This window comes from Enterobacter sp. SORGH_AS_0287 (assembly GCF_031453695.1).
GTDB classification, from domain to species: domain Bacteria; phylum Pseudomonadota; class Gammaproteobacteria; order Enterobacterales; family Enterobacteriaceae; genus Enterobacter; species Enterobacter ludwigii.
Genome location: NZ_JAVIZW010000001.1, coordinates 2,776,160 through 2,791,005 on the forward strand (window position 1 = coordinate 2,776,160; position 14,846 = coordinate 2,791,005).

The window sequence follows — 14,846 nt, forward strand, 5'->3', positions numbered from 1 at the left end:
TTATAGAGACAAGTCCTGCAGCCGTTCCGATAATGTCGCGGAATCAGACTGCTCAGCGTCGATATCTTCCTTGACCTGTTGATACCAGGTCGTTTCATCCCACAGTTCAAACTTGTTGAACTGCCCGACCAGCATCACTTCTTTGGTCAGACCGGCATGTTGCCGTAACACAGGGGCAATCAGTAACCGGCCTGCGCTATCCATCTGACATTCACTGGCATGTCCCAATAACAACCGCTGCACGCGGCGTTCCTGCGGGTTCATGCTCGACAGTCGCGACAGCTTTTGCTCAATAATTTCCCATTCAGGTAAGGGGTAAAGCAGCAGGCAGGGGGAGTTGATGTCAATGGTGCAAACCATTTGACCCGTAGCGTTCTCAATCAGCTGGTCGCGGTATCGGGTTGGTACCGATAAACGCCCTTTGCTGTCGAGATTGACTAACGTAGCTCCACGGAACATGCCAGTCTCACCCCTCCTCACCACTTTAACCCACAAATTCCCACCTAAAGGAGTTTACGGAGCGAGGGAAAAGCTTGTCAAGCCAGGACTCTCCCTATACAGGCCCGAAAGGCCTCTATTTACAGAGATAAACAGTCCTGGTTAATAACTGCACAACTGGCGAGGCAAAATTAACGTTATGAATATTTGTAAGAAAAAAACCGAATATGCACACTAGCGTTAAGGCTCACTCAATATCATTGCAGATAAATATAAAGTGTCAGTTTGCGACGCGGGCAGCATTTTATGACAGATTCTCAGGGGATAACAGCGCCAGATTCACCCCAGGGCTCGCGAAACGCGGCGGTTGCCGTGCAAGCTGGCACAGGAGAAGGAAAAACGTCTGAATATTCATCGCCGGAAGAGGGTTTGTAACAAAATAATACAAAGACAGGCATTTAAAATCGTTTAAACGTCCTTTAAAGGAACCCTTAAACGCCAAAATGAATTAAGAAAAATAGCAGAAGGTAAATTCGCAAGAATTATCCTAATTTCTCTACGGGAATTATCCCGGCGAATTATTTCGTCAAAAGGGGGCAGATTTCTCCGCCCCGTCATTTCATTTATGGCGGCTCAAAATTCCGCGATGGTAAAGATTACGTTTAATACGCGTCAGACCCGGCTTCGGTTTACGCGGCTCGTCCAGACTTGCCAGCACAATTTCCAGCACGCGTTCAGCCACATCACGATGGCGTTGAGCCACCGCCAGAACCGGGCACTGGAGGAAGTCGAGCAGCTCGTTATCACCGAAGGTCGCGATGGCCAGGTCGGAAGGCAGTTTACCCTCACGGCGTAAGGTCACATCCATCACCCCCTGCAGCAGAGCAAATGAGGTGGTGAATAGCGCCTGCGGCATCGGGTGCGTTTCCAGCCATTTCTCGAAAAGCTGTGCGGCCGCTTCACGTTCATAGCTGTTGGCATAGAGGTAGTGCACCTCACGGGGATCGTCTTTCCAGGCGGTTCTGAACCCCTGTTCACGCAGGAAGCTGACTGACAGTTCAGGCAGCGCCCCCAGATACAGCACCGTTTCAGCCGGGAAGGTTCTCAGCTCTGCCGCCAGCATCTCGGCATCATCCTGATCGGCACCGACGACGCTCGTGAAATGCTCCCTGTCGAGCGCACGATCCAGCGCCACAATCGGGAATGGGTCGTTCGCCCAGCGTTGATAGAATGGGTGTTCAGGCGGTAAAGAGGTGGAGACGATGATGGCATCGACCTGACGCTGGAGCAGATGCTCAATACAGCGCATCTCGTTGTCGGGCTGGTCTTCCGAGCAGGCAATCAGCAACTGATAGCCACGCTGGCGCGCCTGACGTTCAAGATAGTTGGCGATACGGGTATAGCTGGTGTTTTCCAGATCCGGGATCACCAGGCCAATAGAGCGGGTGCGTCCGGCACGCAGGCCAGCTGCGACAGCATTCGGATGGTAGTTATGTTCACGAACCACCGCCATAACTTTTTCAACGGTCTTATCGCTGACACGGTACTGCTTTGCTTTACCGTTAATCACATAGCTGGCCGTTGTTCGTGACACGCCGGCTAGCCGGGCGATTTCATCCAGTTTCACAATTGCCCCTTAAAAAATGAAAAGAGTCCATGGCCTTGGCAAGGTTATGGTTAAATCTTTTAACATCTAAACGCAGAATAGCCTTCGCGGCAACCGCTTTTATCTCTGTTGTCGGCTGATTACACAAAAAAAAGCCCGGCTTTGGTGACCGGGCAGAAAGAGGCGAACCTTTTAGACAACTAACGCATGATCTTATCGCCGCGTGACAGGCCAACAACGCCCGATCTCGCAACCTCAACAATTTTTGCCACATCCCGTACAGATGCCAGGAAGGCATCCAGCTTGTCACTCGTTCCGGCCAGCTGAACCGTATATATAGAAGGCGTGACGTCTATAATCTGCCCACGGAAGATATCCGTGTTACGTTTCACTTCCTCGCGCCCGTAACCGCTGGCCTGGATTTTCACCAGCATGACCTCTCGCTCAACGTAGGCACCCTGCCCCAGCTCGCTGACGCGCAGAACATCGACCAGCTTATGCAGCTGTTTCTCGATCTGCTCAAGCACTTTGGCATCGCCGACGGTCTGGATGGTCATGCGCGACAGCGTCGGATCGTCAGTCGGCGCAACGGTCAGGCTTTCAATGTTATAGCCGCGCTGTGCAAAAAGGCCAATGACGCGCGACAGTGCGCCAGACTCGTTTTCCAGTAAAACAGATAATATCCGGCGCATATCAGGTTCTCTCCGTTTTGCTTAACCACATTTCATCCATACCACCACCGCGAATATGCATCGGGTATACGTGCTCGGTGCCATCAACAATGACATCCATAAAAACGAGGCGGTTATTTTTAACGTGCTCAAGCGCTTCACCGAGCTTCGTTTCCAGCTCTGCCGGATCGGTCACTCGCATCCCAATATGGCCGTAGGCTTCAGCCAGACGAACAAAGTCCGGCAGTGACGTCATGTAGGACTGAGAGTGACGACCAGAGTAGATCATGTCCTGCCACTGCTTCACCATCCCGAGATAACCATTATTCAGGTTCAGCACCAGTACCGGCAGCTCATACTGAAGGGCCGTCGACAGCTCCTGGATGTTCATCTGAATACTGCCGTCTCCCGTCACGCAGACGACGGTTTCGTCAGGCAGAGCCAGCTTGACGCCCAGTGCGGCAGGCAAGCCAAAGCCCATCGTTCCTAACCCTCCGGAGTTAATCCAGTGGCGCGGTTTATCAAACGGATAATAAAGGGCGGCAAACATCTGATGCTGACCCACGTCAGACGTCACGTATGCCTCGCCTTTCGTCAGCCGCCAGATAGTTTCGATCACCGCCTGCGGCTTAATGCTGTCGCTTTGCGTGTCATACTTCAGGCACTGACGCGCACGCCATTGTTCGATCTGCTGCCACCAGTCACGGATCTCATCCAGCGGCTGGGAAGGCGGCTCCTGTGCCAGCAGATCCAGCATTTGCTCCAGCACCTGGCGGGCATCACCGACGATCGGCACATCCGCAGACACCGTTTTCGAAATAGAGGTGGGATCGATATCAATATGAAGCACGGTGGCGTTCGGGCAGTATTTCGCCAGATTGTTGGTGGTGCGATCGTCAAAGCGCACGCCGACGGCAAAGATCACATCGGAATGGTGCATCGTCATGTTGGCTTCATAGGTGCCGTGCATACCCAGCATCCCCAGAGCCTGACGGTGAGTTGCCGGGAAAGCGCCCAGCCCCATCAGCGACGACGCAACGGGAAGATTGAGTTTCTCGATAAGCTCCCGAAGCTGCCCTTCACAGGCAGAATTGATTGCCCCACCACCGACATAGACTACCGGTTTTTTGGCGGCCAGCAGCGTTTGCAAGGCACGTTTGATCTGCCCCTTGTGGCCCTGCGTCGTTGGGTTGTATGAGCGCATGCTCACCGACTCCGGCCAGACATAAGGAAGCTTGTTCGCCGGGTTCAAGATATCTTTCGGCAGATCGACCACCACCGGGCCGGGACGCCCGCTTGCTGCCAGCCAGAAGGCTTTTTTCAATATCCCCGGGATGTCTTCAGTTTGCTTAACCAGGAAGCTGTGCTTCACAACGGGACGCGAAATCCCCACCATGTCGCACTCCTGAAACGCGTCGTAGCCAATCAGTGACGTCGCCACCTGGCCGGAAAGAATAACCAGCGGGATAGAGTCCATATACGCCGTGGCAATGCCGGTGATGGCGTTTGTCGCGCCGGGACCGGACGTCACTAATACCACGCCTACTTCACCTGTCGCGCGGGCCAGCCCGTCAGCCATATGCACCGCCGCCTGCTCGTGGCGTACTAAAACATGGTCAATGCCGCCTACCGTATGAAGCGCATCATAAATATCCAGGACTGCGCCTCCGGGATAACCGAACACTTGCTTCACGCCCTGATCGATTAACGATCGGACGACCATTTCCGCGCCAGACAACATCTCCATGCTTTGCCTCCAGGCATTTTGTTATAGACGAGCTGCAGAATTCATTTCCGCACCGTCTTACGACTGGGTTAAACCAATCTTATATTTTGCAGAGTGATCGTTACCTTAACCGCTCGTTATGAGGCAGGCAATTAGCAGACCGGGTGAGCTAAACGGTTCGCAAAGCAGAAAAAACAGGTATTAAGGAAGGATATGGTCAATTCATCTGGTATTAGAGGATGAGATGATTAATCATCGCTGAAAAGCGCGTCGATTCAGGAAATCATCTATTTTTGCGAGCCAGAGAGCAGTAAGAAAAAATTCACAACAGAATAAAATAACAATAACAGAGAAAAAACCAGGATAAATCACACGCGAAGATGCAATTTATCCTGATGCGCTTATCGACGGCAAATACTGATCAGCAACTCTTCCATCCACTGATGCCCTTTATCCCGACCGGCGGCTTCATGCCAGGAGAGATAGCAGGTACGGCTATTCAGCTTGAGCGGCAACGGCAACATTTGCAGTTGTAGTTGACCGGAAAACTCTTCAGCCAGCCAGCGTGGTGCAATAGCCACCAGATGTGTCTGCGAGACCACGTTTAATACGCTGACCATTGCCATTCCCTGATAAGCAACGCTTGCCTGTTTATCCGCCGTGTCATACCACGGCAGGCTAAAGGAAGCATATCTGTCGAGCGCAACAACAGCATGCTGCTCGCTATAAACGTCACTTTCCCGAAGCGGAGAATTGAGTCGGGGGTGTTTTTTACTGGCGACCAACACCATTTCATCTTTAAACAGCGGAACGCAAGAAAATTCAGGACGTCGAAATTCTTCATATCCCAGAACGAACTCGGTCTCCTGGTAGCGTAACTGATGCTCTGTGTTTTGATTTAAGGATGATTTAAAAACCAGATGGATATTGGGAGCGATCTCTTCAACTTTATTATAAATAATCGACGTCAAATAATTATCTAACGGACTGCAAACACAAAGATTGAATACACGCTCACTGCTTAAAGGTTCAAAGCCTGACCCTGGCAGCTCGTTCTGAACCAGCTGCAACGCCTGACGGATAGAGCCGAATAACTGGAATGCCCGTGCGGTAGGCTGTATTCCCCTCCCGTAACGAACGAATAACTCGTCGTTAAACATAACCTTAAGTCTGGCGACAGCATTACTGACCGCGGGCTGAGACATCCCCAACGTATGGGCCGCCCGGGTGATATTCTGCTCCTGCATGACAGCATCAAATACCGTGAGCAGATTAAGGTCCACCGTACGTAACTGCGGTTTAATCCCATCAGTAGTTTGAGGTTGTTTAATATTAATTTCTGGCACTTCTGACTCCACTGTCACGCTACACTCCCTTTGCCAACGTACTGTAATAATTCCGAAGAATATGATTTACCATGCATATACAATCAGCGAAAGAGAATTATTTTAAATTCGGAAAATATAAAGAACAGTTTAGCGAAAATGACTTTTCGCCGCTGACAAACGATAAAATAAACACCACTGCAAATGATATACTTCACTTTAGGATTTGAATGAAACCATAAACTAGACCAATATACAATCGCCAGCGGGTTAATGATGTCTTAAGTATTATTAAACTGTTATTGCAACCCCGATTAAATAAGTTAACAATCTGTAATAACTATAAGACATCCGAAGTGATAAAAAACATTCACCGCATTTATAACTTAATGATATCAAACCCATTTGCGTCCCACACAATTGGGTAGCGAACTTTTAATTTATTCATCACAATTATATTCAATTATTTCTGCAACCTTTTTCTCAGTCCAAAATTAGACAATTTGTAGGGTCGGAAAAGCAAAACCCAGCACAATTAGCTAAAGCACATATCCCATCAACCAGGCCAGCCGGGTGCGTTTTTGCCTGCAGGGGTTGACATGCACAGTCGTATCCAGTACCACTAAAAGCATATTGAATTTAACGGAGCACGATTCATGATTCGCACCATTCGTTTCACCGGTCTACTACTACTAAACGCATCCACTGTGCGCGGTAGACTGGCGGGCGAAATTCAGCGTTGAATCGTCACCAGTAAGACTAAAAACCCGCGCCACTGCGCGGGTTTTTTTATGCTCGTAGCAAGGCGCCCTAAGACTGACAAGGACCTAACCCATGAGCCAGCAAGTCATTATTTTCGATACAACTTTACGTGACGGTGAACAGGCATTACAGGCAAGCCTGAGTGTGAAAGAGAAACTGCAGATCGCGCTGGCTCTCGAACGTATGGGTGTCGACGTGATGGAGGTCGGTTTCCCTGTCTCTTCTCCGGGTGACTTCGAATCCGTGCAGACCATAGCGCGTACCATTAAGAACAGCCGCGTCTGTGGCCTGGCACGCTGTGTGGAAAAAGATATCGATGTTGCAGCCGAGTCGTTGAAGGTTGCCGAAGCATTCCGTATTCATACCTTTATTGCTACCTCTCCTATGCACATTGCCACCAAGCTGCGCAGCACGCTGGATGAGGTCATTGAGCGCGCGGTCTACATGGTCAAACGTGCCCGTAACTACACGGATGACGTTGAATTCTCCTGTGAAGATGCTGGCCGTACGCCGATTGAAGATTTGGCGCGCGTGGTGGAAGCTGCCATCAATGCGGGCGCTAAAACCATCAACATCCCGGACACTGTCGGCTACACCATGCCGTTTGAGTTCTCCAACATCATTACCGGTCTGTATGAACGCGTACCAAACATTGATCAAGCGATTATCTCCGTACATACCCACGATGACCTGGGGCTGGCCGTTGGCAACGCCATCGCTGCGGTGCACGCCGGTGCACGTCAGGTAGAAGGCGCGATGAACGGCATCGGTGAACGTGCAGGTAACTGTTCACTGGAAGAAGTGATCATGGCGATCAAAGTGCGCAAAGACATCATGAATGTGCATACCCGCATCAATCACAACGAAATCTGGCGTACCAGCCAGACCGTCAGCCAGATCTGCAATATGCCCATCCCGGCTAACAAGGCGATTGTGGGTACCGGCGCCTTTGCGCACTCCTCCGGTATTCATCAGGATGGCGTGCTGAAAAACCGTGAAAACTACGAAATCATGACCCCGGAATCCATCGGCCTGAACCAGGTTCAGTTGAACCTGACCTCCCGTTCCGGTCGTGCGGCGGTGAAACACCGTATGGAAGAGATGGGTTATAAGGACAGCGATTACAACATGGATCAGCTGTACGACGCCTTCCTGAAGCTGGCCGATAAAAAAGGTCAGGTATTCGACTATGACCTGGAAGCGCTGGCCTTCATCAATAAACAGCAGGAAGAGCCTGAGCACTTCCGCCTCGATTACTTCAGCGTGCAGTCAGGCTCCAGCGACATTGCGACTGCCTCGGTCAAACTGGCCTGTGGCGAAGACATTAAGGCCGAAGCGGCAAACGGCAATGGCCCGGTTGATGCCATTTACCGCGCAATTAACCGCGTCACCGAATACGACGTAGAGCTGGTGAAATATGACCTGACGGCCAAGGGCCACGGTGAGAATGCCCTGGGTCAGGTTGATATCGTGGTCACCCACAATGGCCGTCGTTTCCACGGTGTGGGCCTGGCGACGGATATTGTTGAATCCTCCGCGAAGGCGATGGTCCACGTGCTGAACAACATCTGGCGCGCCGCTGAAGTTGAAAAAGAGTTGCAACGCAAAGCTCAGAATAAAGAGAACAACAAGGAAACCGTGTAATGTCGAAGAATTACCATATTGCTGTGTTACCGGGTGACGGTATTGGCCCGGAAGTGATGGCACAGGCGCTGAAAGTACTGGAAGCCGTTCGTTCGCGTTTTGCGATGAAAATCTCCACCAGCCACTATGATGTGGGCGGTATCGCCATCGATAATCACGGTACTCCGCTGCCAAAAGCGACCGTTGAAGGGTGTGAAAATGCGGATGCAGTGCTGTTTGGCTCCGTGGGTGGCCCTAAATGGGAACACCTGCCGCCCGCCGGGCAGCCTGAGCGCGGCGCGCTGCTGCCACTGCGTAAACATTTTAAATTGTTCAGCAACCTGCGTCCGGCGAAGCTGTACCAGGGGCTGGAAACATTCTGTCCGCTGCGTGCAGATATCGCGGCTAACGGCTTTGACATCCTGTGCGTGCGTGAACTGACCGGCGGGATCTACTTCGGGCAGCCTAAAGGGCGCGAAGGCAGCGGTCAGCATGAAAAAGCCTTTGATACCGAGGTCTATCACCGTTTTGAAATTGAACGTATCGCCCATATCGCCTTTGAGTCGGCGCGCAAACGCCGCCATAAAGTGACGTCTATCGATAAAGCGAACGTTCTGCAGTCTTCTATTTTGTGGCGAGAAATCGTCAGTGAAGTCGCGAAACAGTATCCGGATGTCGAACTGTCCCATATGTACATCGACAACGCGACCATGCAGCTGATTAAAGATCCGTCGCAGTTTGACGTTCTGCTGTGTTCCAACCTGTTCGGCGATATTCTCTCGGACGAGTGCGCAATGATCACAGGCTCTATGGGGATGTTGCCATCAGCCAGCCTCAATGAAGAGGGATTTGGCCTGTACGAACCTGCTGGCGGCTCCGCGCCCGATATCGCCGGCAAAAACATTGCCAACCCGATTGCGCAGATCCTCTCCCTGGCCTTGCTGTTGCGCTACAGCCTTGATGCCGGTGATGCAGCAACCGCAATTGAAAACGCCATTAACCGTGCGTTAGAAGAAGGTGTCCGTACCGGTGATTTAGCACGCGGCACGGCGGCAGTCAGTACCGATGAAATGGGCGACATTATTGCCCGCTATGTCGCTGAAGGGGTGTAATCATGGCGAAAACGTTATATGAAAAATTGTTTGATGCGCACGTAGTTTACGAGGCACCAAACGAAACCCCACTGTTGTATATCGATCGCCATCTGGTGCACGAGGTTACCTCCCCTCAGGCATTCGACGGACTGCGTGCGCATAAGCGCCCGGTGCGCCAGCCAGGTAAAACCTTCGCGACAATGGATCACAACGTCTCCACGCAAACCAAAGATATCAATGCGTCGGGTGAAATGGCGCGTATCCAGATGCAGGAGCTGATCAAAAACTGCAATGAATTTGGCGTCGAGCTCTACGATCTGAACCACCCGTATCAGGGTATCGTCCACGTGATGGGGCCAGAACAGGGCATCACCCTGCCAGGCATGACCATCGTCTGCGGTGACTCCCACACGGCCACCCACGGCGCGTTTGGGGCCCTGGCGTTCGGTATTGGTACCTCTGAAGTTGAACATGTTCTGGCGACGCAGACCTTGAAACAGGGCCGCGCCAAAACCATGAAGATTGAAGTGAAAGGCAAAGCGGCCCCGGGCATTACCGCCAAAGACATCGTGCTGGCCATCATCGGTAAAACCGGCAGCGCAGGCGGCACCGGTCACGTGGTTGAATTCTGCGGTGAAGCCATCCAGGCACTGAGCATGGAGGGCCGTATGACGCTCTGCAACATGGCCATTGAGATGGGGGCAAAAGCGGGCCTGGTTGCGCCAGACGAAACAACCTTCAGCTATGTGAAGGGCCGTCTGCACGCGCCGAAAGACCAGGATTTTATTGAGGCAGTTGCGTACTGGAAAACCCTGAAAACCGACGATGGTGCGACGTTTGATACCGTGGTTACGCTGCAGGCGGAAGACATTGCGCCACAGGTGACCTGGGGAACCAACCCGGGCCAGGTGATTTCCGTTAACGATAATATTCCTGACCCGGCCTCTTTCAGCGATCCGGTCGAGCGCGCCAGTGCGGAAAAAGCGCTGGCCTATATGGGTCTGAAGCCAGGCATTCCGTTGACTGACGTGACCATTGATAAAGTGTTTATCGGCTCCTGCACCAACTCCCGTATCGAAGATTTACGCGCGGCGGCCGAGATTGCCAAAGGCCGCAAAGTGGCACCGGGCGTTCAGGCGCTGGTTGTGCCGGGCTCTGGCCCGGTGAAAGCCCAGGCGGAAGCTGAAGGCCTGGATAAGATCTTTATCGAAGCGGGCTTCGAATGGCGCCTGCCTGGCTGCTCCATGTGCCTGGCCATGAACAATGACCGCCTGAATCCTGGCGAGCGTTGTGCCTCCACCAGTAACCGTAACTTTGAAGGCCGTCAGGGCCGAGGTGGGCGTACTCACCTGGTCAGCCCGGCAATGGCCGCCGCTGCGGCAGTGACCGGTCATTTCGCCGATATTCGCAGCCTGAAATAAGGAGACAATCATGGCAGAGAAATTTACCCAACATACGGGCCGGGTTGTCCCACTGGACGCCGCTAACGTCGACACTGACGCCATCATTCCAAAGCAGTTTTTGCAGAAGGTGACCCGTACCGGGTTTGGCGCGCATCTGTTTAACGACTGGCGTTTCCTGGACGACAAAGGCGAAGTGCCCAATCCCGAGTTCGTGCTGAACTTCCCGGAGTTTAAAGGCGCATCGATTCTGCTGGCGCGTGAAAACTTTGGCTGCGGCTCTTCCCGTGAACATGCCCCCTGGGCGCTCACCGACTACGGGTTTAAAGTGGTTATCGCCCCAAGCTTTGCCGATATCTTCTACGGCAACAGCTTCAATAACCAGCTGCTGCCGGTGACGCTGAGCGATGCGCAGGTAGACGAATTGTTCGCCCTGGTGAAGGCAAATCCTGGGATTTCGTTTGAAGTGGATCTGGAAGCGGAAGTGGTGAAAGCGGGTGATAAATCCTACAGCTTCAGCATTGACGCCTTTCGTCGTCACTGCATGCTGAATGGCCTAGACAGTATTGGCCTGACGCTGCAGCACGAAGATGCCATCTCCGCCTATGAGCAAAAACAGCCTGCGTTTATGGGGTAGGCTGCGTACCATCCCGGTGAAGATCAACATCGTCCAACATAATGGGTGCAGTACACCATCAGTGTTAATTGATGTGGGACTCACCACTGTTTGCCTCTTGCGTCAGCCTGAGGCAAACAGCCTCGGCTGACGCCACGCATTCTATGCGCCTTCTCAGACCCTGTCAGAAAATCGTTTTATTTCGTGAAGCCGCCTTTCAGAATCACACATCTTTTACCCGGCAGGTTAGCACCAGCGTCACCACGGAAATGGCCGCAATCATCCAGTACACTGACGCGTGGCCGTAGGTTTGCGACAACGCCCCCTGAATCACCCCTGCCAGAATAACGCCCGTTGAAATGCTGTTGGTAAAGAGCGTAGTGGCAGAGCCTGCCCGTCCCGGCATTAAGTCCTGGAACCAGAGCATCCCAATCCCGGCCACGATGCCAATAAACACGGCGTTAAACAGCTGCAACGCAAGCAGTGCTTCGCGCGAATGGAAGACGATCAGCCCCAGATAAAAAAGCACTCCCGCCGCCACGGCGACGATCATCATGCGGCGCTTTCCAAAACGCTTAACGTAATAACCCGCCAGGATCATCGCCGGAATTTCCAGGCCGGCAGCCGTCCCCATCAGGATCCCCGCAAGCTTGTCCGGCAACCCCAGATCGCTGCTGATCCACAGCGGCATATCAATGATGTACATGGTGTTGCAGGTCCACATCAGCATGGACGCGATAAACAGCATGCGGACGTTTTTATCCTGCCAGCCGCTCACCTGGGTGATGGGTTTATCGGTCGTCTGCTCCACTCGCGCCACCGAGGGTAGCGCAAAGGCAATCAGTATCAGGCTGATGACAAAAATGCCGGCAGCGATGGAAAACATGGTGGTAAAGCCATAGTTCAGCGCCAGCATAAACGCCAGCGGCGGGCCGATCACCCAAGCCAGAGAGAGCTGCGCACGCATGACCGAGCTGAACATCACCACTTCCCGCGCCGAGTTATCCGCGTATTCACGGGCCAGCGCGAACAGCTGCGGCATGGCGGTATTGGCGAGCGACGCCAGAAGCACGCCGCAGGTAATCAGCGTCAGGTAATGGCGATTGAAGGCAAACAGCAGCGCGTTACCCACGGCCATGGCGCAGCAAAAGAGGATCAGTTTGCGACGATCGCCCCGATTGTCCGATCGTTTTGCCAGTGCCAGACTGACCAGGATCCCGGCGATGGCGTTCACGGTATAAAACAGCCCCACCCAAAACGGCTGCGCCCCCACCTCACGGCTGAGAAACAGACTCAGCGTCGGAGCCTGCAATGCCCCCGCCACGCCCATCATAAAGGCCACCAGCATAAAAGCGGCATACACGCCGTTCAGGCGTCGCCCCATCGTCATCAACCAGAGCATGCGCAAGTCCTTGTGAAAGCGAATCGAAAGTGGGTGAATAGTAAACGAAAAAAGCCAGCAAAAACATTTTGCTGGCGGGTGATAAGCACCAATACTCAGTCACACATGATCGAGGCGAGTTAGCAAGAAGAGGTCGGTTTCGTAACGTCCCACTGCATCAGATCTTCCAGGATTTTCAACCGTTGCTCTGCACACTGGCGGGCCAGCCAGGACGCTCCCTGCGTCGCTGAAAAATAACGCTGATAAAACTGACGTGCGGTAGACCTCTTCATAATTTACCTCCTCACTTCATCGGGAAGAATTATTGGCCTAATATAGGGATTAATAAATTGCTGATTTTTTGTCAGGAGTTCCCCTTTTATGCCCTCTGGTCGTCTGCAACAACAATTTATCCGCCTCTGGCAATGCTGCGAGGGGCGATCGCAGGAGACCACGCTGAACGAGCTGGCGGACCTGCTCAGCTGTTCGCGCCGGCACATGCGCACGCTGCTTAATACCATGCAGCAGCAGGGCTGGCTCAACTGGGAGGCCGAGGCGGGTCGCGGAAAACGCTCGCGCCTGACCTTCCTGTATACCGGGCTGGCGTTGCAGCAGCAGCGGGCGGAAGACCTGCTGGAACAGGACCGCATCGACCAGCTGGTGCAGCTGGTGGGGGACAAAGCGGCAGTACGCCAGATGCTGGTGTCGCATCTCGGGCGCAGCTTTCGTCAGGGTCGCCACATTCTGCGGGTGCTCTACTATCGACCGATGAAAAACCTGTTACCCGGCACGGCGTTACGCCGCTCTGAAACCCATATGGCCCGACAAATATTCAGCGGCCTGACGCGCATAAATGAGGAAAATGGGGAACTGGAAGCGGATATTGCGCACCACTGGCAGCAACTTTCTCCTCTTCACTGGCGCTTTTTTCTACGTCCTGGTATTCATTTCCACCACGGCCGCGAGCTGGAGATGGTCGATGTGATTGCCTCTTTAGAGCGCGCCTGCACGCTACCGCTCTATTCCCATATTTCACGCGTTCACTCCCCTACGGCATGGACACTGGATGTTGAACTGTCTCAGCCGGACAAATGGCTTCCGTGGCTGCTGGGCTATGTGCCGTCGATGATTTTGCCCGGTGAATGGGAATCGATGAATAATTTTGCCAGCCTGCCGATTGGCACCGGCCCCTACTCTGTATCGCGCAATAACAACAACCAGCTGAAAATCCGCGCTTTTGATGACTATTTTGGCTACCGGGCGCTGATCGACGAAGTGAACGTGTGGGTATTACCGGATCTCAATGAAGAGCTGAGCGCCGGGCTGACGCTGGAAGGGCCCACCACGGGCGAAAAGGCCGTGGAGAGCCGGCTCGAAGAAGGGTGCTACTACCTGCTGTTCGACAGCCGTACCCATCGCGGGGCAAACCATGAGGTGCGCAAATGGATAAGCCACGTGTTGTCGCCCTCCAGCCTGATTTATCATGCGGAGGAGCAGTACCAGACCTACTGGTTTCCGGCGTATGGTCTGCTTCCTCGCTGGCATCACGCCCGCCCGACATACTGCGACAAGCCCGCCGGGCTGGAGTCCATCACCCTGACCTACTATCGCGAGCACGTTGAGCACCGCTTTATCGCCAGAATCATGACCCGACTGCTGGCCGCCGTTGGGGTGAGGCTGGATGTCAAAGAGGTGGATTACGATGAATGGCATCAGGGGGAGATCGTCAGCGACATCTGGCTCAACAGCGCCAACTTTACCCTGCCGCTTGATTTCTCGCTCTTCTCTCACCTGTATGAGGTCCCGCTTATCCAGCACTGCATAGACCGGGACTGGCAGCAGGACGCGGCCCGCTGGCGCGCTGGCGACATGAATCTGGCCTCATGGTGCCAGCAGTTGCTGGCTGAACAAGCGATCGTGCCGTTGATCCACCACTGGCTGATGATCCAGGGGCAGCGTAGTATGCGCGGTGTCAGAATGAATACGCTGGGCTGGTTTGATTTTAAATCCGCCTGGTTTTCGCCGCCGGAGCCATAACACTTTCGTAATATTTGCCAAATCATTACAATAGCGCCGTTCTCAACGGGGTGCTGCATCACTGATGTGCGCTGAGATAATACCCGTCGAACCTGATCCGGATAACGCCGGCGAAGGGATTTGAGGCTGTCACTCAAAATCCTTTGCCACTCAACCTTGAGGTGCAA

General features: G+C 53.2%; 13 protein-coding genes and 1 riboswitch. Of the genes, 6 read left to right on the plus strand and 7 right to left on the minus strand.

The window, feature by feature from the left end; all coding sequences use genetic code 11:
• The 5 genes from mraZ to leuO all read right to left on the minus strand — a co-directional run bounded on the left by mraZ (position 1) and on the right by leuO (position 5,787).
• On the minus strand, positions 1-459 hold the full coding sequence (gene mraZ, locus QE396_RS13185) for a division/cell wall cluster transcriptional repressor MraZ (RefSeq protein WP_025205427.1): 459 nt from the start codon (positions 457-459) through the stop codon (positions 1-3).
• A gap of 598 nt (positions 460-1,057) precedes the next feature.
• A complete protein-coding gene (gene cra, locus QE396_RS13190; RefSeq protein ID WP_014168621.1) occupies positions 1,058-2,065 on the minus strand; it encodes a catabolite repressor/activator in 1,008 nt (335 codons plus the stop codon).
• A 179-nt stretch (positions 2,066-2,244) separates the two neighbouring features.
• Positions 2,245-2,736: an acetolactate synthase small subunit gene (ilvN, locus tag QE396_RS13195; protein ID WP_003856371.1), complete on the minus strand. Its 492-nt coding sequence runs from the start codon at positions 2,734-2,736 to the stop codon at positions 2,245-2,247.
• A 1-nt stretch (position 2,737) separates the two neighbouring features.
• Positions 2,738-4,462: an acetolactate synthase 3 large subunit gene (gene ilvI, locus QE396_RS13200; RefSeq protein WP_014168620.1), complete on the minus strand. Its 1,725-nt coding sequence runs from the start codon at positions 4,460-4,462 to the stop codon at positions 2,738-2,740.
• Between the two features lie 380 nt (positions 4,463-4,842).
• Entirely contained in the window at positions 4,843-5,787 is a 945-nt protein-coding gene (gene leuO, locus QE396_RS13205; protein ID WP_032669418.1) for a transcriptional regulator LeuO, read from the minus strand.
• A gap of 635 nt (positions 5,788-6,422) precedes the next feature.
• On the opposite strand from leuO, the gene leuL reads away from it, so the two are divergent.
• From leuL to leuD, 5 genes are all read left to right on the plus strand, one after another.
• Positions 6,423-6,509: a leu operon leader peptide gene (gene leuL / locus QE396_RS23505; RefSeq protein WP_071530973.1), complete on the plus strand. Its 87-nt coding sequence runs from the start codon at positions 6,423-6,425 to the stop codon at positions 6,507-6,509.
• 91 nt (positions 6,510-6,600) lie between these two features.
• The gene (leuA, locus tag QE396_RS13210; RefSeq protein ID WP_014168617.1) at positions 6,601-8,172 is read left to right on the plus strand and encodes a 2-isopropylmalate synthase; all 1,572 of its coding nucleotides are present in this window, start codon (positions 6,601-6,603) and stop codon (positions 8,170-8,172) included.
• A complete protein-coding gene (leuB, locus tag QE396_RS13215; RefSeq protein WP_020882572.1) occupies positions 8,172-9,263 on the plus strand; it encodes a 3-isopropylmalate dehydrogenase in 1,092 nt (363 codons plus the stop codon). Before leuA ends, leuB begins: the two co-directional genes overlap by 1 nt.
• A gap of 2 nt (positions 9,264-9,265) precedes the next feature.
• On the plus strand, positions 9,266-10,666 hold the full coding sequence (leuC, locus tag QE396_RS13220) for a 3-isopropylmalate dehydratase large subunit (protein WP_020882571.1): 1,401 nt from the start codon (positions 9,266-9,268) through the stop codon (positions 10,664-10,666).
• A 10-nt stretch (positions 10,667-10,676) separates the two neighbouring features.
• Complete coding sequence (gene leuD, locus QE396_RS13225; protein ID WP_014168614.1) at positions 10,677-11,282, plus strand: 3-isopropylmalate dehydratase small subunit; 606 nt, start codon at positions 10,677-10,679, stop codon at positions 11,280-11,282.
• Between the two features lie 202 nt (positions 11,283-11,484).
• Here leuD and QE396_RS13230 read toward each other — a convergent pair whose 3' ends face one another.
• The gene (locus QE396_RS13230; protein ID WP_020882570.1) at positions 11,485-12,663 is read right to left on the minus strand and encodes a sugar efflux transporter; all 1,179 of its coding nucleotides are present in this window, start codon (positions 12,661-12,663) and stop codon (positions 11,485-11,487) included.
• Between the two features lie 119 nt (positions 12,664-12,782).
• The gene (sgrT, locus tag QE396_RS13235) at positions 12,783-12,935 is read right to left on the minus strand and encodes a glucose uptake inhibitor SgrT (protein ID WP_014168612.1); all 153 of its coding nucleotides are present in this window, start codon (positions 12,933-12,935) and stop codon (positions 12,783-12,785) included.
• 88 nt (positions 12,936-13,023) lie between these two features.
• On the opposite strand from sgrT, the gene sgrR reads away from it, so the two are divergent.
• Positions 13,024-14,679 carry an HTH-type transcriptional regulator SgrR gene (sgrR, locus tag QE396_RS13240; protein ID WP_014168611.1) on the plus strand — a complete coding sequence of 552 codons (1,656 nt, stop codon included), beginning with the start codon at positions 13,024-13,026 and terminating at the stop codon, positions 14,677-14,679.
• 36 nt (positions 14,680-14,715) lie between these two features.
• Positions 14,716-14,816: riboswitch (TPP riboswitch) on the plus strand.
• Positions 14,817-14,846 lie beyond the last annotated feature (30 nt).